Annotated in this window: 20 protein-coding genes; 12 read left to right on the plus strand and 8 right to left on the minus strand. The window is 67.2% G+C overall.

Annotated features, from left to right (window positions below; genetic code table 11):
• Positions 1–9: 9 nt before the first annotated feature.
• The 3 genes from C0Z18_RS10765 to C0Z18_RS10775 form a co-directional block, all read right to left on the minus strand.
• The gene (locus C0Z18_RS10765; RefSeq protein WP_102645395.1) at positions 10–435 is read right to left on the minus strand and encodes a hypothetical protein; all 426 of its coding nucleotides are present in this window, start codon (positions 433–435) and stop codon (positions 10–12) included.
• A complete protein-coding gene (locus C0Z18_RS10770; protein ID WP_102645396.1) occupies positions 432–632 on the minus strand; it encodes a hypothetical protein in 201 nt (66 codons plus the stop codon). Before C0Z18_RS10770 ends, C0Z18_RS10765 begins: the two co-directional genes overlap by 4 nt.
• 63 nt (positions 633–695) lie before the next feature.
• A complete protein-coding gene (locus C0Z18_RS10775) occupies positions 696–1,022 on the minus strand; it encodes a hypothetical protein (protein WP_146013987.1) in 327 nt (108 codons plus the stop codon).
• 255 nt (positions 1,023–1,277) lie between these two features.
• Here C0Z18_RS10775 and C0Z18_RS10780 point away from each other — a divergent pair, with 255 nt between their 5' ends.
• The 12 genes from C0Z18_RS10780 to C0Z18_RS10835 all read left to right on the plus strand — a co-directional run bounded on the left by C0Z18_RS10780 (position 1,278) and on the right by C0Z18_RS10835 (position 10,624).
• Positions 1,278–1,835 carry an RNA polymerase sigma factor gene (locus tag C0Z18_RS10780; RefSeq protein WP_102645398.1) on the plus strand — a complete coding sequence of 186 codons (558 nt, stop codon included), beginning with the start codon at positions 1,278–1,280 and terminating at the stop codon, positions 1,833–1,835.
• A gap of 93 nt (positions 1,836–1,928) precedes the next feature.
• Complete coding sequence (locus tag C0Z18_RS10785) at positions 1,929–2,135, plus strand: hypothetical protein (RefSeq protein WP_102645399.1); 207 nt, start codon at positions 1,929–1,931, stop codon at positions 2,133–2,135.
• Positions 2,136–2,140: 5 nt separating this feature from the next.
• A complete protein-coding gene (locus C0Z18_RS10790) occupies positions 2,141–3,658 on the plus strand; it encodes a secretin N-terminal domain-containing protein (protein ID WP_102645400.1) in 1,518 nt (505 codons plus the stop codon).
• A gap of 20 nt (positions 3,659–3,678) precedes the next feature.
• Positions 3,679–4,413: an FHA domain-containing protein gene (locus tag C0Z18_RS10795; RefSeq protein WP_102645401.1), complete on the plus strand. Its 735-nt coding sequence runs from the start codon at positions 3,679–3,681 to the stop codon at positions 4,411–4,413.
• Positions 4,414–4,445: 32 nt separating this feature from the next.
• Positions 4,446–5,804 (plus strand): FliI/YscN family ATPase, encoded by a 1,359-nt coding sequence (locus C0Z18_RS10800; RefSeq protein WP_233217268.1) that lies wholly within the window; start codon positions 4,446–4,448, stop codon positions 5,802–5,804.
• The gene (locus C0Z18_RS10805) at positions 5,770–6,291 is read left to right on the plus strand and encodes a hypothetical protein (protein WP_146013988.1); all 522 of its coding nucleotides are present in this window, start codon (positions 5,770–5,772) and stop codon (positions 6,289–6,291) included. Before C0Z18_RS10800 ends, C0Z18_RS10805 begins: the two co-directional genes overlap by 35 nt.
• A gap of 194 nt (positions 6,292–6,485) precedes the next feature.
• Positions 6,486–6,695, plus strand: a complete 210-nt coding sequence (locus C0Z18_RS32685) for a hypothetical protein (RefSeq protein ID WP_146013989.1) — start codon at positions 6,486–6,488, stop codon at positions 6,693–6,695.
• On the plus strand, positions 6,679–7,755 hold the full coding sequence (sctQ, locus tag C0Z18_RS10815; protein ID WP_102645405.1) for a type III secretion system cytoplasmic ring protein SctQ: 1,077 nt from the start codon (positions 6,679–6,681) through the stop codon (positions 7,753–7,755). Before C0Z18_RS32685 ends, sctQ begins: the two co-directional genes overlap by 17 nt.
• Positions 7,752–8,405, plus strand: a complete 654-nt coding sequence (sctR, locus tag C0Z18_RS10820) for a type III secretion system export apparatus subunit SctR (RefSeq protein ID WP_102645406.1) — start codon at positions 7,752–7,754, stop codon at positions 8,403–8,405. The genes sctQ and sctR overlap by 4 nt, the downstream gene beginning before the upstream one ends.
• Before the next feature lie 4 nt (positions 8,406–8,409).
• Positions 8,410–8,673: an EscS/YscS/HrcS family type III secretion system export apparatus protein gene (locus tag C0Z18_RS10825; RefSeq protein WP_102645407.1), complete on the plus strand. Its 264-nt coding sequence runs from the start codon at positions 8,410–8,412 to the stop codon at positions 8,671–8,673.
• Positions 8,674–8,684: 11 nt separating this feature from the next.
• On the plus strand, positions 8,685–9,521 hold the full coding sequence (locus tag C0Z18_RS10830; RefSeq protein WP_146013990.1) for an EscT/YscT/HrcT family type III secretion system export apparatus protein: 837 nt from the start codon (positions 8,685–8,687) through the stop codon (positions 9,519–9,521).
• The gene (locus tag C0Z18_RS10835; RefSeq protein WP_102645409.1) at positions 9,518–10,624 is read left to right on the plus strand and encodes an EscU/YscU/HrcU family type III secretion system export apparatus switch protein; all 1,107 of its coding nucleotides are present in this window, start codon (positions 9,518–9,520) and stop codon (positions 10,622–10,624) included. Before C0Z18_RS10830 ends, C0Z18_RS10835 begins: the two co-directional genes overlap by 4 nt.
• Before the next feature lie 14 nt (positions 10,625–10,638).
• Here C0Z18_RS10835 and C0Z18_RS10840 read toward each other — a convergent pair whose 3' ends face one another.
• The 5 genes from C0Z18_RS10840 to C0Z18_RS10860 form a co-directional block, all read right to left on the minus strand.
• A complete protein-coding gene (locus tag C0Z18_RS10840; protein WP_102645410.1) occupies positions 10,639–12,798 on the minus strand; it encodes a flagellar biosynthesis protein FlhA in 2,160 nt (719 codons plus the stop codon).
• Between the two features lie 75 nt (positions 12,799–12,873).
• Positions 12,874–16,257, minus strand: coding sequence for a type VI secretion system membrane subunit TssM (gene tssM, locus C0Z18_RS10845; protein ID WP_102645411.1), 3,384 nt, complete (start codon positions 16,255–16,257; stop codon positions 12,874–12,876).
• A gap of 46 nt (positions 16,258–16,303) precedes the next feature.
• Entirely contained in the window at positions 16,304–17,542 is a 1,239-nt protein-coding gene (gene icmH / locus C0Z18_RS10850) for a type IVB secretion system protein IcmH/DotU (RefSeq protein WP_102645412.1), read from the minus strand.
• Positions 17,524–18,879 (minus strand): type VI secretion system baseplate subunit TssK, encoded by a 1,356-nt coding sequence (gene tssK, locus C0Z18_RS10855; RefSeq protein WP_102645413.1) that lies wholly within the window; start codon positions 18,877–18,879, stop codon positions 17,524–17,526. Before tssK ends, icmH begins: the two co-directional genes overlap by 19 nt.
• A gap of 26 nt (positions 18,880–18,905) precedes the next feature.
• Positions 18,906–20,870: a type VI secretion system Vgr family protein gene (locus C0Z18_RS10860; protein ID WP_102645414.1), complete on the minus strand. Its 1,965-nt coding sequence runs from the start codon at positions 20,868–20,870 to the stop codon at positions 18,906–18,908.
• Positions 20,871–20,879: the final 9 nt, after the last annotated feature.

Here is a 20,879-nt window from a genome sequence, read left to right on the forward strand (position 1 = left end):
CGGGCATGTTCACGTCGCGCTCACCAATTGCCGAAGGGCACCGGCCGTGACGCCTACGAGCTTGGCTCCCCACATGACGTTCATGTTGTAAGAAGCCATCGCGCGAGCCTGCCGATGCATCGATACGGCCAACGTCGGCGCGTCGATGTCCGACGCCCACGCGCCGGCCAACCGCTCGGACAACATGCCAGCCTCCATGCGTTGGCGCCCGACGCCATCGAGATGCCGCGCCAACGCACCGATCGCGGACCCGCCTGGATCGGATGGCTGCCGCACCGGGGCCGCCGCGAAGCCCGGGGCAAGCCGATTAGTGAAGGGGACGGCGGCCATTGCCTCCGCGAACGAGCCGGGGCCCGGCGCATACGGTGAATCGAGCGCATACGCCTTCCACGATGCGCCGCCGCCCGCCACCGCGTCCAACATTGCGCCGTTCATGGGCGCAAGTGCTGCCCGATACCGCGCAGCGCGTTGATGAGTTCCGTCTTCGCGCGCCCCTCGATATGGGCCAGCGCCGATTGCGCATCGACCCGCCGCTTTTCGAGCGCGAACGACACACCGGTGTGGGCCGCCCACTGCGCCGCCCGTTGCTGGCTCGCCGCACGCGCGACGAAGTCACCCGAAACTTCACTCATAGGTCTGCCTCTGGTTACGAGCGCGGCGCATTCGCACCGCGCTCGTCGATCTATTTAAAAGCGTTAAAAGTGAATACCTTGCGCCGCCTTGATGCTGGCGTTTTGCACCTTCGCTCCGGAATCGAGATGGCCGCTTGCGATGCTGTTGGCCGTATCGGTCATCATCTTTTGGATGTTGGCCTCGGTCTGCATTTCCATCGCCCTCAACTGCATCGCCTCCTGTCGTTTCAGGATGCGTTCCATCTGATTCGAACCGACGCCGCCCGGTGAGCCCGCCGAGCCCGATGCCGCCTCTCCTGCCGAACCGGTGACTGCCGAGACCACCGAGGTGGCGAGCGTTGCAAGCGCGCCCACCGCATGGATGGCGGGAACTATGGCTGCTATGGTCATGATTGCGACTCCTTTGCTGACGGTCGAACTGCTGCTCTTCCGCGGAGCCGAGCCTTCGCCCCGCCGGAATTGCGAACTTAGTAACGAGGACCGGCATACGGTTCCACGCGGGCACACTCCCCTCAACGCCACCGGGAAAACCGGAGGGGGCATACCGAGGGTTATGTCGTCCTATTTTCTGGCCTATGTGCTCGAACGCACGTCTTTGCCGGAATCATTCGCGGATCGCTACGCCATGAGTCACTCGATCCCCAGATGAACTCGACGCACATGAATCCGCTCTCCTCGGCCGCCGCGGCGGATCAGTCCGTTCAGTTCGACGACTGGTATCGCGCGCACGGGCGCGCGATTTATCGATTCATCGCGCGCCGCGTACGCAGCGCGGAAGACGCCGCCGATATCCTGCAGTCGACCTATTTGGGTGCATGGGAAAACCGCGCGTCGTACCGCGGCACGGCCCAACCCAAGACATGGCTGACCGCGATCGCGCTCAACGTCGTGCGCAATCATGTCAGCCGCGCATCCGACTACCGCTTCGTGATCGAACCGCTCGACGATCACGAAAGCGAACTCGTCGATACCCGCGCGCCCGAGCGTTGCGTCTCCGTCCGGCAAACGTTCTCGCGCTTTCTCGAATTCGCACAGTCTCTTTCGCCGGAGCAGCAACGCATGCTCGAACTGCTGTTCGTCGATAACGTCAGCTACGTGGAGGTGGCCGCCGCTCTCGGCATCCCCGTCGGCACGGTTCGCTCGCGCCTGTCTCGTCTGCGCTCGAAGTTGGACAGGCATTTCGAACATGCGGGTGCGCCGTGACGGGCCGACCGCACCGCAATTGCGTCCCCACCGCATGGCTATCCGCGCGGCCACCCATGAATCGCTCCACTCATCGTCCAACCACCCATCCCGATGACGCTCGAACCCAGTGAATTGCAGTTGCGCGACGCGCTGCGCCATGCCGACCACGTACGCCGCACGATGTCCCCGGACCGGCCCGCCCAGTGGCAGACGTATGTGGAATCGTTGCGCGGTGTGTCCCTCGCCAATTGGAGCGCCACCACGAACCTGCAGATGAAGTTCGCGTTGCTGCGCACGGTCATCAACGAAATCCGGTGATTCCCATGTTCGAGCGCACCAGCCGGCGGCTGTCGTGGCTGTCGTTACTCGCGGCGCTCTGGCTCCTTGCGCCATCGAGCGGCACACTCGCTCACGCAGACTCGAACGCGAACGAGAACCTAGCGGCACCGTACGCGGTGGAGGCATCCAAGCAAACCGTCGTCGCCGTGCTCGAACGGTTCGCTGCCGATCATGGCTTGGCGCTGCGCGTCTCGGCCAATCCGAACCGCGGGTGGCAGACGGCCACGCTCGACGGATGGTTGCGCGGCCCCACGGGACGTGGGTTTCTCGAGCAGCTTGCTCGTGCCCACCACTTTTCGTGGTTCGTCGCCGAAGGCGCGCTGTACGTGAGCACGGCACGCGATCGTGCCGTGGAGCGCATCGCGCTGGCCGGCGTGGCGCCCGACAGCGCACGGTCCGCCCTCGAGGCCGTCGGCATTTACGACGCCCGCTTCGGATGGGGCGAGCTTTCGGGACGCGATGCGGTGCTCGTCGGCGGGCCGCTCGCCTATCGCGTCCTCGTGCGCCGCTTCCTGGCTAACCACGCGAGCCCCGGCGGCGGCGCGTCGGAACCGGGGCCGATGATTTTCCCGCTACGGTACGCACGAGCCGCCGATCGAATGCCGACCGAAACGGGGGGCGAGGTTCGCACGGGCGTAGCAGGACTTTTACGGCAATTGCTCACGCGCGAAGCGGCCACCGCCGCACAACCCGCGTTTGCAATCCCTGCGCAGGCCGATTTTCCGCCGTTACCTGGCGCCTCCTCCGCCATTGCCCAATGGCCCGGGTTTCCCGCAGCCGTGCCTTCCGCGCCCGCGCCGCTTCCTCGCGCACGCGCGTCTATCGGCAGTTCGCCCGATTTCGCCGAGACGAGCATCGTCGCGGACGAGGCCACGAACTCCGTCATCGTCTGGGCCGATCGCCGTTGGCGCAGCCGCATTCAGCAAGTCGTGGATGCCCTCGATCGGCCGGCCACGATGGTATCGATGGATGTGCTCGTCATCGAGACCGACGTTGCGACCGTCGCCGCACTCGACGCCGCGAGCCGGCACGGACAAGCCGAGGCAGCGGTCGATCGATCGGCTTTCGACGAGCGCATCGCCGCGGCGCTCGTCGACCATCGTGTGCGGTTGCTCAACCGTCAGACGCTCGTCGGCCGTATGAACGCCCACGCCACGCTCGCGATCGGCGGCGAGGCCGAGCAGGCGAGCACGGCGCCCGATCAAACCGCGAACGAACCTCGCAACGGCCGCAGCGGCAATCGCGGCGACCGCCTCGATCTCGCCGCCCGCCTCGTGCCGTCCAATGGGACGGCGGCGCCGCTCGTCGCCGTGGATATCGACCTGCTCATGGCGCAGCCCACCGGGCTGCCGGGACAGACCTGGGCCAACACGAGCAGCGTCAAGCTCGATACCGCGGTCACGCTCGAAAGTGGATCGCCCCCGCGCTTGGTCGCGAGCTATCCTGTCGCGTCGGCACGCGCCGAACAGCGTGCCATCTTCATCAGCGCAAAGGCGTTGTAAGCCGGACGAGATCACCCACGATGCTCGAACTTCGAATCCTAACCGGCCTACATCGCGGCGCCGCGCTTCCGCTCGAAGGCGACGCGATCCGTATCGGCAACGGGGCTGAGAACGATATCGTCTTGCTCGATCCGGGCATGCCGCCGTTGGCGTGCGCGCTACACCGCACCGAAGACTCGGGATGGTCGTACCGTGTGTATGGGGCCGAGCCGCCGAACGCCGAGTCCTGGGACGACGACGTGACCTCGACAGGCACGACGCTCGTTGCGGGGGCGCGTTGGTTTGCGGGGCCGGTTTTGATGGGCTGCGAAGACGAAGGCGCGCCATGGCCGGCCGAGACCATTCCGGAATCGCGCGATCGACCGGCAAAGGTGACTCGGTCGTTCGGCAGGAAGTTGAGCGCGGCAGCGCTCGTCGCCGTCGTCTCGGCGGCCGCTGTCGCCCTGCTCCGATCACCGGGCGCCCTCAGCGGCGGAGGCACTGCCGATGCGGCGGCCGCACCGCGGGCGCCTTCCCCCGCCGATACGGCGACCGGCACCGTGCGCGTCGTCAGCGGCGCGCTCTATCCGAGCGAAGTGATTCGCCGCCCGCCCTTCGCGATCGGCAGCGCGAGCGAGGGCGCGTACGGCTTCGTTGTTACCGATGACGGCCAAGTGCTGATTCCGGGCAGCCGCTGGCGCAGCTTCACGCTCGTGAAGATCGACACGGGCCGCGCCACGTTCACCGGGCCCTATCGCGCGGAGCTCAGATGGTGACCCCCGCAGCCGCGGCTTCGAACACTTGGCCCATGGCCGAGACACGTGAGCGTCTCGCAACATGGGCTGCTCGCGCGCAAGCGCGGCTCCGTCGCGCGCACGCCGTCGCCTGCTTCGGCAAAATCGAGCAAGTCGGCGCCATGCTCGTCGTCGCACGCCTTCCGCACTGCGCCATCGGCGACTTGTGCGAGCTACTCGCCCCCAATACGGCGGGAGACCCAGTCCTTGCCGAAGTCATCGGGTTCGACGAGCACCGCACCTTGCTCGCGCCGCTTGGCCCAACCGGCGGCGTCGCGTCCGATTCGCAGGTCCGCGCGCTCGGGGAGCCTCACTGCGTGCGCGTCGGCCGGCATCTGCTGGGCGCCGTGCTCGACGGCTACGGTCGCGTCAAGCGGCCGGGCATATCCCCGTCGCTATCGTCGATATCGTCGAACGACGTGATAACCGTACGTGTACTCGCCGCTGCGCCGTGCGCGACGCAACGTCCGCCGATCGATCGCCATGTCGTCACGGGGGTACGCGCCGTCGATGCCCTGCTGACGCTGGCACGCGGCCAACGCGTGGGTCTATTCGCCGGGCCCGGCTGCGGCAAGAGCACGTTACTTGGCGCCTTCGCCCGCGGAATCGAGGCCGATGTGATCGTACTGGGGCTCGTCGGGGAACGCGGGCGAGAATTGAACGAACTGATCGAACGCGAACTCGGTCCGCAATTGATGCGCCGTACCGTGCTGGTCTGCGCGACCTCCGATGCACCGCCGATGGAGCGTGCACGTGCCGCGCATACGGCCACGGCTATCGCGGAGGGTTTTTGCACCGGAGGCAATCACGTTCTGTTGCTGATCGACTCGCTCACGCGCTTTGCGCGGGCCCAACGTGAAATCGGGCTTGCGTCGAACGAGCCGCCGGGCCGTTTGGGATATCCGCCCTCGGTCTATTGCGCGTTGCCGCGCTTGATCGAGCGCGCCGGCAATCGAGCCGGCGGTGCCGTCACCGGCATCTATACCGTCTTGACCGAAACCGAACATGCCGATCCTATCGCCGACGAGGCGCGCTCGCTCCTCGATGCGCACATCGTCCTATCGCGCAAGCTCGCCGAACGCGGCGCTTTCCCCGCCATCGATATCGTCGAAAGCCTTAGTCGTCTAATGCCCGCCGTCGCGGGCGGCTCGCACCGTCGCGACGCCGAGCGCGCACGGATGCTGCTCGCGCGCCACCGCGAACTCGAATGGCTGATCGCGCTAGGCGAATACGAGCCCGGCCACGACGCGGCCGCGGACGAAGCCGTCGCACGTTACCCAAAACTGGCCGAGTTCATAAGACAAGACCTTGGCGCCCTCGCTCCTTGGGAGAAAACGCTTGAGCAACTCCATGTTTGCGTCCGCGGCGAATGAACGCCCCGGCGCGCGCGATCGTCAACGTCGCCGGCCGACGGTCGAAGAGCCGCCTGCGGCGCCCATACCGCCGGCTTATCGCGCGTTGGCGGCGGTGTCAGCCATCCGTCGAGCGCGCGCCGAACGCACGCTTGCTCATGCCGAACGTGACCTCCGCCGTCTATCGCGCGAGCACGCGAATGCCCAAGCGCAGTGGGCACAGTCGAGACAATCGGCAGTCGAACTCGAAGGCGACTGGCACCGGTCCCACCTGGGCAGCCGGATCTCGGGCCGAGATATTCTCGCCGCGCGCGCCATGCAGGCGGAACGCGAGCGTCAATTGAAAAAGCAGGCTGAAGCGCTGCACGCCTGCGCGAAAGACGCCGCGACTGCACGCGACATCCTCGTCGAGGCTCGACGAACGTACGGGGCAAGCGTTCGCAAAGCCGAAAAGCTGCGCGTCTTGCGCCAGCGCCTCGAGCAAGCCGGGGGCCTCTCCTTTATATGATGCCGCTCGCCACGACGCCCGGCCATCGGCACCTCGCCGCATGGCCGCTTTCGCACCCAGCCGCGCCGGCTTCGCCGCCGCCCGGATCCAGCGAACCATCGACTGTCGATTGGGTGTACCGCGCCGCGATCGCGTGCGCGGCAGCAATCCGGACGCCGGCCGGATCCCGCCAAAGCGACATCCCGATCGGCACGATGTATCGCACGACGCTCGCCATGCCGGGGCTCGGCCGCGTCCGAATGACGGTCGCCCATCGCACCGCGCATCTAGCGGTTCGGCTGAGCTGCGCCACGCAGGGCGGCTACGCCCTGCTGACGATGAGCAAGTATCGCCTCGAGCTCAGGCTCACGCGCGTCTTGGGCCAAGCCACGCAAGTCGAAGTCGCCCATGACGGAACACCATGAACCGGGCGTCGCGTCCGTGACGCGCTCGGGCGGCAAGCCCGTCCCGCTGCGGCGCGTCGACGCGTTCGGCCACGCGCGGCATCGCCTGGCGCTAGCCCACCACGCGCGATGCCTCCTCGCTGACGGCGCCACGGCGCAGTTGGTCATCAGCGAAGGCTTCAACGACACCGAGCCGGGCCTGCGGCTCTCGACTCGGTTCGGTCCCGTCATGGCATACGGATACGGCCCGATGCTTCTCGCTTGTACAGGGGTGGACATCGAACACGCTGAGTCACCGCCCGCGCAGACCGCGCTCGCACGCTTCGCGTTCGCGGCGTTGCCACCCGCGATTCGGACCGCGCTCGGCGACCCGACTGTCGGCCACGCTCAGGCACCGAAGCTCGCTTCCGAGCCGACACTGGCGCTTGCGCTCCAGCTGCGCTTGCCATCCATTCGGCTGTCGATGGGGCTGGAGATGACGGCGAGCGGCCTACTCGCGCTACTCGACAGCGCGCCATGGGCACCCGTTGCCGTCGCCGTCGAAGCGCCCGCCTGGACCCTCTCCCTCGACGCGCTTATCAGTCTGCGCGTCGGCGACTCGATTCTGCCCCTCGCCGCATTCGAAGGCCTCGCACGCGGCGACGTCGTTCGCTTGACGGCCAGCGCGTTCGACGTCGCAGGCCGCGCGACGTTACCGGTCGCCTCCCACCGCCTGCGGCTTCGCTGGCTCGACTCTCACCATTGTTTCGAAGTCGAAGATATGACGCACGCTCCCCCCCCAGCGCACGAAGAAGCGCGAGAAGCCGCCGCCGATGCGAGCGCACCGTTTTCATCGATCGACCCGGCCGCCGTTCCGATCCGGCTTTCGTTCTTGCTCGGCACCCTCAGGTTGACGGTCGGCGAACTCGCCGCCGTGCGCCCAGGCTCGCTGCTCCGGTTGCGCGAGCGCGTCCCGCCGGAGGTCGTCGTCGAAGCCAATGGTCAGCCGATCGGCTCGGGCGAACTCGTCGAGCTCGACGGGCGGCTCGCCGTCGAAATCACGCGGTGGCCTCATCCCCGCCCGCCCGCCGAGACACCATGATCCTCGAGCACAATCCATTTGCCCTGCTCGCGCTACTTGGACTGCTCTCGCTGTTGCCGCTGATCGCGATCGCCACCACGTCGTACCTGAAACTGTCGATCGTTCTCGTGTTGGTTCGTAACGCGCTCGGTGTGCAACAAGCGCCGACCATGCTCGCCCTAAATGCCATCGCGCTCGTCGCGACGCTGTTCGTCATGGCGCCGACCCTCTCGGCCTGCATGGCTCAAGCGAACGCCGTGAAGCAACTCCCGGCATCGGGCGCGTCGCAGATCGACGCGGCGCTAGCGGTCGTCGAGCCGCTCAAGCAGTTCGTCCTTCGCAATGGGCGCCCACGGGAACGCGAACGCTTCATGGAGATGGCGCGGCAAACCTGGCCGGAACCTGCCCAGCGCTCGGCACGAGCGGACGATTGGAGCATCGCGGTGCCCGCGTTCGTCGTATCGGAGCTTCAATCGGCGTTCGAGATCGGGCTGCTGCTCTTCATCCCGTTCGTGGTCATCGATATTCTCGTCTCGAACGTCCTGCTCGCCATGGGAATGCAAATGGTGCCGCCGATGATCGTCGCGTTGCCGATCAAGCTGCTGTTGTTCGTGCTAGCGGACGGATGGGGCAAGCTCGTCCACGCGCTCGTGCTCTCGTATCACGGGTGAGACCATGCCCGATTCGCTGATCTTGCTGCAGCACGCGCTGCTCTTCGCGTTCGAGGTTTCGATCGTGCTGTCGCTGGCCGCCGGCTGCGCGGGCATCGCCGTCTCGCTCGTCTTGTCGGTCTTTCAGATCCAAGATCAGACGCTGCCCTTCGCGGTCAAATTGCTCGTGGTCGGCGCCGCGGTGGCCATCACGAGCCGTGCTGCCGGTGCCGAGCTTCTGAGTTTGATCGACCGGGCGTTCGAACTGGCGAGCGTCGCACGGCCTTGACGAGCTTACCCGTGACCGGTGCGATCGAATCGGCGTTGCCGTTCGTGGCCGCGCTCGCCCTGTGTTCGATGCGATGGCTTCCCACCGTCTTGCTGGTCCCGGTCTTTCCGGGCCGCGCACTGAGCGGAGTCGCCCGCGCAACGGTCGTACTCGCGCTCGCGCTGCCGGCGGCATCGGGCGTCGCCGCCGTCCTCGCGCATGCACCGCTGCCTGCCTCGCAGTGGCTGATACTGGCGGTGAAGGAAGCGGTCCTGGGCGTCATCGTCGCCAGCCTCGTCGCCGTTCCGTTCTGGGCAATCGAGGCGGCGGGGACTTACCTCGATTACCAGCGCGGCGGCAACCCGCAAGCCCTCGATCCGTCGATCTCGGTCGATGCGTCGGTCCTCGGAGGGATCCTGCAGCAAGCGCTCATCGTCTTTCTCATCTATAGCGGCGGGCTCGATGCGGTCATCGAGATCGTCTCGTCGAGCTATCTGCTATGGCCCGCCCTCGCGGGACTTCCCGCCCTCGGCCCGCACGCCTGGCCCCCATTCGGCGCGCTACTGGTCGCGACGATGCGATTCGCGCTGACGCTCGCCGCGCCGTACCTGCTGGCACTCGGCGCGATCGAGGCTTGCTTCGCGTTGCTCTCGCGCGTCAATGCGAAGTTCCCCGCGTACGTCGCGGCTTTGCCGTTCAAAAGCGTCGTCTTGATCCTACTGATCGCCATAACGCTGCCTCGCCTGCTGAGCGCGGCCCAGGGCCTGGTGAGCGAGTCAGGGCTGGAGGTGCGCCGGGTGTTGCGCGAGACGGCGGCGGGTCAGGATCACGGTCCGCGCGACGGCGCGGGCGCGGAGGACGCGCGGTGAGCGAAAAACCGCTGCCGCCTACCGATAAGCGCCTGCGCGACGCGCGCGCCGAGGGCCAGGTCGCACGCAGCGACATCTTCACCGGCTTCGCCGGGTGCCTACTCGCAACGGAAGCGGCATTCGCTCTGCTCGACGTCGGCATCGATCGCTGGCTCGCCTTGCAAGCCGCGGCGATTGCGGCGATGGGCGAGCCCGATCGCCTCCGGTCCTGTCTGCGTCTTTTGCCCTACGGTATCGGCATGATCGCCGCCTTCATCGGCCTATTCGCGCTGATCTCGCTCGCCGCCGCCGTGATTTCCGCTTGGGTCGGCGGCGGCCTCACCATCGCCCCCAAGGCCATCAAGCCGTCGTTCAAGCGCTTGAACGCCGTGCGTCACATCAAAGGACTCTTCGGTGCCAAAAACCTAACCGCCATCGTGCTCGCGCTGGCCTCGGCCGGTCTCGTCGGCACGCTAGCCTATGCGCTCTTGCGCGCGAGGCTCCCGCTCATCGAAGCGATGATCGATCGGCAGAGCATCTCGTTCGATCTGCGCGCCGGCGCGGCCGCGCTGCACGGCTTCGTCAGAGCGTTGCTGGCGGCGCTGCTGATCCCGGCCGTGGCGTCGCTCGTGCTAGCCAAACGTCAACACCGGCGCGAGCTGCGTATGACCCATCGCGACCTCAAGGACGAATCGAAGCAAACGTCGGGGGATCCGAGCATGCGTGCGCGCCAACGCGCCTCGTTCACGGAGGCGGTATTTGCGGCCGCGCCGCCCACGCGCCGCCAACACGGTAGGCGCGCGCTCGTCACGAACCCGGAACACGTGGCCGTGCTGCTGGACTATGGCGGCAACGAGGCCGACCCGCCGGCGATCATCGCCAAAGCGACGGACGAGCACGCCATCCGCATGACAAACGAAGCATTGCTCGAGCGCGTGGTGGTTTTTCGCTTTCGAAAACTCGCACGACACCTTTATCGTCGCGGCGAACTTCAAGCTGCCGTTCCGGACGAATGCTACAAAGCGGTGGCGATCGTCTTTCGCATCGTCGAAGAGATCGAAGCGCTGAGCGAGCGGCCCAATACGCCGATCGATATCGACGACGTCGCGTTCGACACCGATTGACACACCGGGGCCTCTCACCCCTCGCAAACAGGCTCCGCGGCGGCCTCCGGGGCCGTGGGCAGCGACAGACTGCCCAGCACGTGCACACGCTGCGTCGATGCGAGCTCGGCATACGACAGCACATGCGTGTCCGCCAGTTCATCGTCGAGCAATTGGCGCAATGGCCGTCGTAACGCCTGCGCGGTCAGCAAGACCAGCGCCGCCGCGTGCTCCCGTCGCAGCTCGCGAATCTGGCGAACGAGGTCCTCCATCAGACGCTGCTCGATCGCCAGCGTCGCGCCGAGCGGGCCTTCCTGCAACGCATCGCGCAGCCGTGCCTCCAACGCTCGCTCGAGCAAGCATGCGAATAAGACGCCGTCGCGCGCGAACTCGTCGCAGATCTGTGCGCCCAGCGCGATGCGAACATGCTCCGCGAGCGCGATCGCTTCTTGTTCGCGCGGGGCCCATACGACGAGCGTCTCCGCGATCTCGCGCACGTTTCTCAACGACACGCGTTCGAGCACGAGCAGTTTCATGACCTGCGCGAAGCGCGGCAGCGTCAGCGCTTGAGCCAGTTCCTTGGCTGTCGCCGGCATTTCGCGCTGCAGCCAATTGAACACGAGCTGCGCTTCATGAATACCGACGAAGCGTCCCGCATGCCGTTGCAAGAGTCGTCGTATCAGCAAGGAAAAATAGCCGATGGCGTCGGGCCCTGCGCGGCCCTCGGGCGGCAATCGATCCCGCTCGATCCACGCCGCTCCCTCGATCAACGGAAACGACTGCGGGACCCCGGCCGCGCCGATATCGTCGGGCGCCTCCACGCACAGCGCGTCCCAATGCAGCGATCCCACGGCCACCACCACCTCGTGAATGGCGATCTCATACGCGTTCGCGTCCAGCCGAGCGAGCCGATCGATCTCGATGACGGGCACCGTCATGCCATAGCGCAACACGAGTTCGTTGCGCACGCGCCGAATCGCACGCGTCAACGTATCGAACCGTTGCGCGGCGACATCGGCTTCGGTATCGGCGCTACGCGAGGAGAACGATACGACGATAGGCCGTAACGGCACGATCTGCCGCACGTCCACGTCGTCCGGGACGATCGTCGGATCGGGAGGCATCGCCGGCGGGTGCGAACGCGACCGCGCTTTCGCCTCGCGCCGCAAGCGGGTCACGCCGGCCAGGGCCATCGCGACCGACAGCAAGAAGAACACGTGCCATGGCATGCCCGGCACGACCGCGAACACGGCCATGACGAACGAGGCGAGCATCCAAGCCGCCGGCGCGCCGATCAACTGCCGCGCGATCTGACCACCGACCGTCGACGCCGCCGAGGCCGAATCGTCGCCGCCACGCGTAATCAAGACGGCCGCGGCGATGGCGATCAACAGCGCCGGGATTTGCGCGATCAATGCGTTGCCGATGGTCAGAATCGAATACCGTTCGAGCGCTTCATCGAATGCGAGCCCGTGCCGCGCCATCCCGATGGCCACACCGGCCGTTAAATTGACGACGACGATCGCCAGGCCCGCGATGGCGTCGCCTTTGACGAATCGCATGGCGCCGTCCATCGCGCCGTGCATCCGGCTCTCGCGCGCCAGTTCTTCGCGAAGGTATTGCGCCGTCTCGGGACGCGTGAAGCCTGCACGCAAATCGGCATCGATCGCCATTTGGCGCCCTGGTATCGCGTCGAGCGTGAAGCGCGCCCCCACCTCGGCCACGCGTTCAGCGCCCTTGGTCACCACGAGAAACTGGACGATCGCGATGATCGAAAAAATGATCAAGCCGACGAGAAGATCGTCGCCCGCGACGAAACGGCCGAACGTGTCGACGATATCGCCGGCATCCGCGTGCAGCAGTATCGAGCGGCTCGTGCTGACTTCGATGCCGAGCCGAAACAGCGTCGTCAGCAAGAGCACGACCGGAAAGCTCGAGAACGAGACAGCGCTCGGCATGTAGAGCGCCAGCGCGATCAGCAGCACCGCGGCGGCGATATTGACGGCGATCAGCGCGTCGATGAAGAACGCGGGCAGCGGCACGATCATCATCGCCATCACGAGCGCGATCAGGATCGCCGCCACCGCGTCGCCGCGCGCGCCGAGCCTGGCGAGCCACAGTGCGGGACGGCCGCTCGACGCTTGCCGCAGCCAACGAATCGGCGCCCATGCCGCCGCCGTGGAAATGCCCTTCATAAGCCCGGCCGATCAGAACAGAATGCGTTGAGTAACCGGTCGGGCAACGAAGGTTCCACATAGACGCACGTCACGCTAAAAGCCGGACGGACAGCGAAACGAGGACAACGCGGAAGCGGCGAACGGATTGACGACGCTCGATGCGGCCAGATCGAGCGTGACGCGCTTTCCGTCCAGATCGTAGGTCAAGACGAAGCGGTCGGCCGTACGCGCCTCGAGCCGGCCGAGATCCAGCAAGCGCAGGAGCGCCCACGCGCCATGCGTCTCGAAGCCGTGGCCGCCGTCCGCGCTCGCAGGCGCAAACTCGATACGCGCCGTGCGCCCCCCGGCGCCATCGGGCCACGTGAAGGACGTCGCGCGCGGTGCCTCGTGCGCGTAGTCCAACGCTTGCACGCCGCCGGCGAGGACGAAGCGCGTCAAACCGGCGTCCATGCCGCGCGGCGTCAAGGTGAAACGCACGTTCATCGTCTTGCCGTCGCCCGAGAAAAACGCCTCGCGGATGCGGGCCGCGCGCTCGAATTCGCGCAGCGCGGCAATCGGCATGCCGGGCGGCGCGGCCCGCGGCCGCCATACCCAGGGCGTGGCCGAGGTATCGGCGTACGGTTTCAAATACGTTTGGAAAAACGCATCGAGCAACCCGCCGGAGGCAAAGAGCCGCGTGAAATCGTCGGGCGTGATTTCATCGTCGCCGTTCGGAGAGAACGGATATCGACCGTCGACGGCCGCATGGCAAAACGACCCCGCCTCGGCGCGCCAACGCTCGTCGATGCGGCTTCTGGCCGCTGACCGCGCCGAATTCGTCCCCTCGCGCGCAAGCGAGCCGAGCATAGAGCCCAGCGGTTCGGGCAATGCCGCCGCGCGTTGCGTTAGCGAATCGAGCACGTCGTCGCCGGGCGCGGGCAAACCGCTCGCGCGCGCGGCGTCGGCCGCGCGCAAATAGACGGCCACTTCTTTGAGCTGCGCCTGCACCTCGCCGAGCGCGTTGCCGCCGCTTGTGTCCGAGGCGGCGACGAGCCGATGCAAAGCCGCGAAACGATCGTCCACGATCGTGCCTCGCGTCGGCTCGCCCTGGGCCACCCGCTCGCCGGCAGCCTTCGTCGTCGCGCTACCGCCCAACCATTGGCGGACTTTGCGCCCGAAGGTACCGGCGCTGTCCGGCCCGCGCTCAGGCGCATTCGGTCCCGGTCCCCGCCCGGGACCGACGCCCACCGTCGTCGTTTCTTTCGCCGCGCGCGCGAGCAACGTCCGCAACGGCGAATCGGGCCCTGCCAGTAGCGAGACGCGCGCCGCGGCATCGCCGGAGCGAGGCAGCGGCCGCAACCCGACGTCATCGATGACCGCTTCCCAAGCCTGTACGTACCCCTCGAAATACAGTCGATCGACGCTCGAGGCCAACTCGCCCGGCCCGGCCGGCGGCAAGCCCGGCCGCCCGAGCACCCACTCGTCGTGCCGCGCCCGAGCGAGCGCCGCGTCGCGCGCGCCGAAGTAGCGTTGCAAGCCAGCCAACGTATAGGCACCCGGCACGCCGTCGCTGAGCCGCGCCCCGCTCTTTCGGTAAAAGACCAGTGCCGCCGTCGGGCCCGCCATCTCCGCCACCGACAACGGCTCCGGCACGGCCGCGCGAAGAGCAGGCATTAGGCTGTCGAACAGACGCTGCGCGCGCGGTTGCTCGCCCAGCCGCGCACGCACTTCGCCAATCAGTTCACCGTCGAGCGGCAGGCCCGACGCAAGTTTCGCGGCGCCGGCCCAAGCCGCGCAGTGCGCGAGCCATGCTGCCCGCTCGGCGGGCAGCAGCGCCGCACGCCGTGCATCGGCGGCGATCCAGGCGAGCACCGTAGCCTCGTCGTAGTGCGAGCGGTCGCCGAGCATCGAATAGGCGCGCAGTGTCTCGAATTGCTCGGACGGCGTCTGGCTGGTGTCACGCAGGGCAGCCCTCATTCGCTCGACGATGTATGGCTGCACCGTTTCGCGCAACACGGTGGCGTATGCGGCCCTGCACGCGGCTTCCAACCGCACCTCGCGCACCAGGCCGAGGCCGGCGAGCCACGCTCCGTCCGGTGCTTGCCAAGCCTTGCCGCAAGGCAGGCCGCGCGCCTGCTCGATGAGTGGCAGCATCGCGCGCGGCGACCGCGGATCGACGCCGGTGCGAGCGGCACCGACGAGCGCCGCGGCCGGCGACGCCGTGGCGGCCACCGCCACGGCGTCGCGCCGATAAGCGGACACCAACCCGGCGGCCGCGCACACGACCAGTACGGCGCACGCCGCCGCGGCCACGCGGGCCGCTACGATGCGCCGATGCGGCAGCGCATGCCGCGAGCGCACGAGCGCCCGCTCGCCAAATAGCGTCTGTCGAAAAAAACCGTCCACGAAGCACGCGCGCTCGGGGCCCGGCGCCGGCGGCAATGCAAGCGGCACGGGAGACGTCACCGCCACGGTCGTCCTCGGGACGGCGCAGAAATGCACGCCGCGCAGCAGGGGCGTTTCCGCGGCTCCCGGCGACGCTTCGAAGGCATCGCGCAGGAACTCGCTCAAAGGCGCGGCCAATGCCTCGAACGCCTGGGGAAAACCGAAGGTCATCGCGGCACGCCACGCATCGGCGCGGACCGGCATGCGCGCGACGACCTGCGCGCGAACCCCTCGCGCCAAGGCTTCGAACCCGTGCGCGAAGCCGGCGATCCAAGCGTCGCAGCTCGTATGCGCCCCGAGCGGAAAGACGAGCCCCAGTGGGCTCGCGTACGCCCGATCCGCCCCGTCTCCGGCGAACGATTCGAAGCCTGTCAAGCGATCGCATTGCGTCACGAGCACATAAACAGGCACCCGGCGTTTCCATAGACGATGACAGGCGCCGATGGACGCGCGCACATCATCGGCAAAGCGGGTGCGCGACGCATCGTCCCGGTCGATCAATTGCCGCACCGGCACGGCAACGACGATACCGTTCGCCGGACACGCTCGGCGCACGCGCCGCAACTGCCCTATCAACGCATGCCAACTAGCTTGGCTGTCGGGCTGACCGAGGGTCGCCTCGAACATGACGGCTTCCTTGCCGAACCAGCCGCGCAAGAGTCCCTCGTCGCAGGCCGCCGAGCCACGCGAGGCGCGATCTTCGGCACGCTGGCCGAACGCCCGCGAGAGCGTCGATTTGCCCGCACCGCGCTCGCCCACCACGAGATACCAGGGCAGCCGATGGACGCTATGTCTGCCCAAGCGCCATGCCGGCCCTCCCGCTCGCGCCCAACGCACGGCTGCCGCAACGAGCGCGTTCACTTCGAGGCGCGGCCGGCTCTCCTCCGGTGCGCGGCGTGCCGGCCGTTCGCGCGCGCGCCGGCTAGGAGCCGGATGCGTCCTGCCGGGTTTGCGCCGAACGATGCGCACGCCGCGCGCAAACCGCACGACGTAGCGAAGGGCCACGCAGATCAAGACCGCGAGTATCAATGCACCGCTTAGTATTCCTAACATAGTTGGCAGCCTCGGGAACGTGAATGGCAAGGCGTCAGCCGCACGGTCATAACGCCGCCCCGTCCGCGATCAACGTGATGACGACCCGCCGATTGCGCGCTCTATGCGACGGCGTATCGTTCGATACGACCGCCTCCGATGCCCCGCGCCCTTGCGCGAGGAAACGTTCGGGTGCACCGGCTCGTTCGCGCAAAAGGTTCACGACTTCGGTCGCGCGGGCGAGCGAGAGCTGCCAATTGGACGGTCTGCCGCGCGAAGGCGCCGTGTCGTCGGTGTGCCCGGTGACGACGATTCGCGCGTCGACGCCGCGCAGCGCCGTGCCGACACGCTGTAGCAACGTCACGCGGCCCGGCAGCACTCGCGCGCTGCCCGGGGCGAATAGCGCATCGCTGCCGAGCGTCAGCACGGTACGCGCCGTGGAGGCGTCGAGCGCGATGCGCCCGTCCGACAGATCGATCGCCAAACGCCGCGTCAACGTGTCCGCGAGCCCGTTTGCAGCGCTCGCGCCGGACCCGGGCGGGCCGGCAGGTGCCGGTGCCGCGGGCTTCACTGTCACGTCCGCCAACGTAGCGATAACCGGCAACGCTTGCGCGTGCAAGCGCGCATCGAGCAACACCGTGAGCGACACCAAGCCCGTGAGCGACAGCGCGATCGCGGCCCCGTACCATCGCCATCGGCCGCCGCCACGCCAACCGTGCTCGCGCCCGATCACCGTCCCCGGCCAAGCCGGCGGCATGCCGCGTTCGGCAAGGAGCAGCCGCCGCAAATCGGCGCGCATCGACTCCAGTTGCGCGGCGCCGCCTTCGAGGAGGCGGTAGCGCCCCTCCATACCTAGCGCAAGCATCACGTAGATCAGCTCCAATACGTCGAGATGCGTATTCGCGTCGCGAGACAACTCTTTCACCAAGACGAAGAAGCGTTCGCCGCCCGACGTCTCCCCATGAAACGACATCAGCAAACTACGGCTCGCCCACGCCCCGCCACCGCCGGACGGCATCGAGGCGACGATCTCGTCGACGAACGTACACAAGCAGTAGCGCGCCGCGGTCCGCCCGCGCTCGTTCATCGGCTGAGCCGCGAGCGTTTCGTCGAACGCATCGACCATCGTGCGCAATCGCTCGCGTAGCGGCTCGAGCGGCTCCTCGAATTGACGCAGGCGCAGCGTGCACGCCAACTCGAGCAGCGGACGCGCCGCCGCGAGCAGTGCATTGTTCTCGCCGCGCATCCGCATCGACGCCGGCGCGACCGGATCGCCGCGCTCGTGGGTCATTGCCGGATCGCCCATAGCTGTAGTTCCAATCCCGGCAACGTGCCGGCAACATGCATCGCGAGCGCGCCGGACGACGCCAATTGCGGCCACAACGGATCGGTTGCGTCGAGCGCGAAATAACATTGCTGCGCGTGAAACGGCAATTGGCGCGGCGCGGCCGGCAAAAGACGCAAGCCGATGCCGGGCAACTGCAAATTCACGAGGTCGTCGATCGACTCTAGGGGCCCGAGTTTCAGGTGCTGCGGTAATGCGGCGGCGAGCGTGTCGGCTGCCATGTCCGCGCGTGCCGTCAGCACGAAGCCGCTGCTGCCGAATAGCGTCGAGTCCGCGACACGCGCCACGTGCAGGCCGAACGGCCTGGCGTCGAGCCCGATGGCGACCGCTTGCGGATTCATCGCATGGCTCAACGCCTCGCGCACCGTTTCGACGAGCGGCGCGAAGGTGGCGTCGAGCGCATCGTGCCGGTACGGACCGCGTTCGGCTTGCCGCACGCCGCCGCGCGTCAGCCCCGATAGCTCGCCGGCGAGTGGAAGCAATGCACAGTAGAGCGCCTCCGGGTGAACGCCCGCGCTTTGGGCCCAATGCGCGAGGAGCGGCTCGAAGCGATGGATGAGTTGCAGCAACAAAAAGTCGGCCAACTCGGCCACGGCCCCGATACCGGGCTGAGCAAGACGCGCCGAAAGCATGTGCGCACGCTGGCGCAACAGCCCGACTAGTTCGTCGACGAAGGCGGACAACGAAGGGGCCACGCGATAGTCGAGGCAAGACGGGATATAAGCGGTATCGAGAACGAGCCGATGATCGGCGCGCCGCTCGACGATCCGAGCGACGCCGATGCTCGCGAACGCGTCGCCGATCTCATCCGCGAAAGCCAGACGCATGCGCACGCGAGCGACCTGAACGAGCGCGCTCTCGCCGTAACGTGTATGGCAATCTACGACCGTATAGTCGGCGCGCCGGTAACGGGCATACGATTCGCCGCCCACTCCCGCCTCGGCTGTGCCCAGGTCTTCCTCGACTTCCGGCACACCCGGCCTGGCCAGCGCGAGCGCCAACACCACGACGGCCCCGCGCCTGCTTTCGGGCACATCGATCGGCAACGGCAAGTCGCCGTGATCGGGCAGCGAAAACGGCGTCCCGTCGGGCATGATCCCTTCGCACGCGCGCAACGCCAGCTTACCCAGCGTCAGTTGCGCGTGATCGAGCTCGAGCACCGAGCAACCCCACCCGTGCGCCCCCCTCGGCGCGCAGCGCGCGCCGATCAGCCAGTGCAAGTATCGATCGTGCTGTTGCAAATGCTGTTGCTGCAGCAACATCCCCTCGGACCACACGACCCTATCGTTGCAAATCATTCATTTCCCCGAGATGCGGGCGCGCCTCATCGCGCACCCGAGCCGTCGTCGGCCTTTTTCGGCGAGCTCGGCGCCTGAACCGACCCACCCGGCGCCGAACCCGCGGCGCCGCCGCTGTTCAACGCGACGATCGGACCGCTCACTTGCACGCCCGCGGGCGTGATCGTGATGAAGCTGCCGCCGCACTTGAGCGTCAGCATCGCCGACGCTTCGATCACCACGCTCGCGCCGCCTTCGATGTGAACGATCTCCCCGCGTACACAGTAGTTGACGCCCGCCGCCTGGACGATATCGACGCCCGCGGACAGCGACGCGCTCGCCCCAACCTTCACGCGCTGACCGTCCTCGATCGTGAAGTCCTGCGCGCCAACCTTGACGAATTGCTTGCCCTCGACGATCGCATGCGCATCCTCGCCCACCCAACTCAGCGAATTGCGCTTGACGTAGCTGTCGGCGCGTCCGCCCGTGTACAGCAGAAGCTGCAGGTTTTTGTCGTCGAAACGCAGCTCGTTTCGCTCGCCGTCGCCCGCCAGCGAGGCACTGCGTATCGCCGACATCGACTCGTGCGCGGGCAGCGCATAGGGAGGCGGATTGGCGCTGTTGTAGAGCGAACCGACGAGCACAGGGCGATCGGGGTCTCCGTCGATGAAATCGACGATGACCTCCTGGCCCGCGCGCGGCATGAAGACCATCCCCCAATTGCGCCCGGCCCATCCCTGGGCGACGCGCACCCAGCAGCGATGAAGGCGCTCGCCGGCCGAAGGCGGGTCCAGTTGCTCCCAGTGAAACTGCACCTTGACGCAACCGTGCCGCTGCGTGGCCATCTCGTCGCCATCGGGGGCGAGCACCCACGCGCTCTGCGCACCGGCATGCGGGCGAGGCGTCGTACGCGCCGGCCGGAATGGATAGCGGCTCGGCAACGCCTTGAACGTGCAATGGAACACGGGCTCCTCGCGCGTCGCGGCGCGAGCGCCGGGCACGTAATCGCCGGCCTGGATGCGGTAATGCGCTTCCACGACGAGGTAGTCGTCGTTTTGATCCGCGCGCGGGTGGCCCGTCAGCGTAAAGCGCCGCCCCGGCGCCAGCGCTCGGGCCGTGGACGCGCCCGTTGCGCAGGCGCTTGCCGTCTGCAAGGCATCGATGCGCGCTTGCGCCAGGCGGCGCCCGTCGTCTTGCGTGACGTAGTGCGTCTCGTACTCGGCCGCCACGTAGTGCCGCTCGCCCGTATCGGCCGATGCCCGCGCGACGAGCGCCTGTTGTTGCGCGCTCGCCTTCGCATTGTCGAAGTCGAAGGCGGTCAGCTCGGCCGTGCCCGTCGTTAGCTGCTGCTCGAATCGCCACCGATAGACCGATTCGGCGAGCGGCCATGCATCGATCCGCACCTCGGCGAACGGGATCGCGCAGCCGCGCATCGGCGCGCTCGGCGTGTCGGCCAGCACGAGACGATCGCGGCCGCTTTCGTGCTCGAAGTAGTAATAGATCCCATCGCGCTCGAGCAGGCGGCTCACGAAGTCGAAGTCGCTCTCGTTGTACTGCGCGCAATGATCGAGCTTCGGATAGCGTGCGGTACATGCGTTTCTGTAATCGACGTGGTAGTCGGCCAACACCGATTCCACGATCTCGAGCACCGACCGCGCGTGAAAAAACCGGCAATGCCTGCCGCGCGTGAGCAACCACAACGTCGGCCGAACAATCGCTTCGTAGCGAAAGAGTGCGCGCCGGCCCACGTCGGCGCCGGGCTCGACGATCGAAAAACTCGCGACGATGCCGTTCAATTCGCGAACGCCCTCGGCCGTATCCAAAAGTAGGGATAGCCGTGTGCCAAGCAAGGCGTCCGCGCGCAAATCCGCTCGCTCACTGACTAAGACCGTGCACAACTCGAAAGGGCGCGAGAGCGCGTCGAAGCCACTCGCCGTCGACAGCACGAGCGTGTCGCCGTCCAACGCGGTCTTGACCCGCGCCGCGCGCGCCGCCTGAAGTGGAGCCGTCATCGAATACCT

It is taken from the genome of Trinickia dabaoshanensis (genome assembly GCF_002879885.1).
Lineage (GTDB): Bacteria > Pseudomonadota > Gammaproteobacteria > Burkholderiales > Burkholderiaceae > Trinickia > Trinickia dabaoshanensis.

What these genes read in the sequence shown, in the direction of transcription:
- C0Z18_RS10765 (WP_102645395.1), bottom strand. Translation starts at nt 435, where the DNA reads ATGAACGGCGCAATGTTGGACGCGGTGGCGGGCGGCGGCGCATCGTGG.
- C0Z18_RS10770 (WP_102645396.1), bottom strand. Translation starts at nt 632, where the DNA reads ATGAGTGAAGTTTCGGGTGACTTCGTCGCGCGTGCGGCGAGCCAGCAA.
- C0Z18_RS10775 (WP_146013987.1), bottom strand. Translation starts at nt 1,022, where the DNA reads ATGACCATAGCAGCCATAGTTCCCGCCATCCATGCGGTGGGCGCGCTT.
- C0Z18_RS10780 (WP_102645398.1), top strand. Translation starts at nt 1,278, where the DNA reads ATGAACTCGACGCACATGAATCCGCTCTCCTCGGCCGCCGCGGCGGAT.
- C0Z18_RS10785 (WP_102645399.1), top strand. Translation starts at nt 1,929, where the DNA reads ATGACGCTCGAACCCAGTGAATTGCAGTTGCGCGACGCGCTGCGCCAT.
- C0Z18_RS10790 (WP_102645400.1), top strand. Translation starts at nt 2,141, where the DNA reads ATGTTCGAGCGCACCAGCCGGCGGCTGTCGTGGCTGTCGTTACTCGCG.
- C0Z18_RS10795 (WP_102645401.1), top strand. Translation starts at nt 3,679, where the DNA reads ATGCTCGAACTTCGAATCCTAACCGGCCTACATCGCGGCGCCGCGCTT.
- C0Z18_RS10800 (WP_233217268.1), top strand. Translation starts at nt 4,446, where the DNA reads ATGGCCGAGACACGTGAGCGTCTCGCAACATGGGCTGCTCGCGCGCAA.
- C0Z18_RS32685 (WP_146013989.1), top strand. Translation starts at nt 6,486, where the DNA reads ATGTATCGCACGACGCTCGCCATGCCGGGGCTCGGCCGCGTCCGAATG.
- sctQ (WP_102645405.1), top strand. Translation starts at nt 6,679, where the DNA reads ATGACGGAACACCATGAACCGGGCGTCGCGTCCGTGACGCGCTCGGGC.
- sctR (WP_102645406.1), top strand. Translation starts at nt 7,752, where the DNA reads ATGATCCTCGAGCACAATCCATTTGCCCTGCTCGCGCTACTTGGACTG.
- C0Z18_RS10825 (WP_102645407.1), top strand. Translation starts at nt 8,410, where the DNA reads ATGCCCGATTCGCTGATCTTGCTGCAGCACGCGCTGCTCTTCGCGTTC.
- C0Z18_RS10840 (WP_102645410.1), bottom strand. Translation starts at nt 12,798, where the DNA reads ATGAAGGGCATTTCCACGGCGGCGGCATGGGCGCCGATTCGTTGGCTG.
- tssM (WP_102645411.1), bottom strand. Translation starts at nt 16,257, where the DNA reads ATGTTAGGAATACTAAGCGGTGCATTGATACTCGCGGTCTTGATCTGC.
- icmH (WP_102645412.1), bottom strand. Translation starts at nt 17,542, where the DNA reads ATGGGCGATCCGGCAATGACCCACGAGCGCGGCGATCCGGTCGCGCCG.
- tssK (WP_102645413.1), bottom strand. Translation starts at nt 18,879, where the DNA reads ATGATTTGCAACGATAGGGTCGTGTGGTCCGAGGGGATGTTGCTGCAG.
- C0Z18_RS10860 (WP_102645414.1), bottom strand. Translation starts at nt 20,870, where the DNA reads ATGACGGCTCCACTTCAGGCGGCGCGCGCGGCGCGGGTCAAGACCGCG.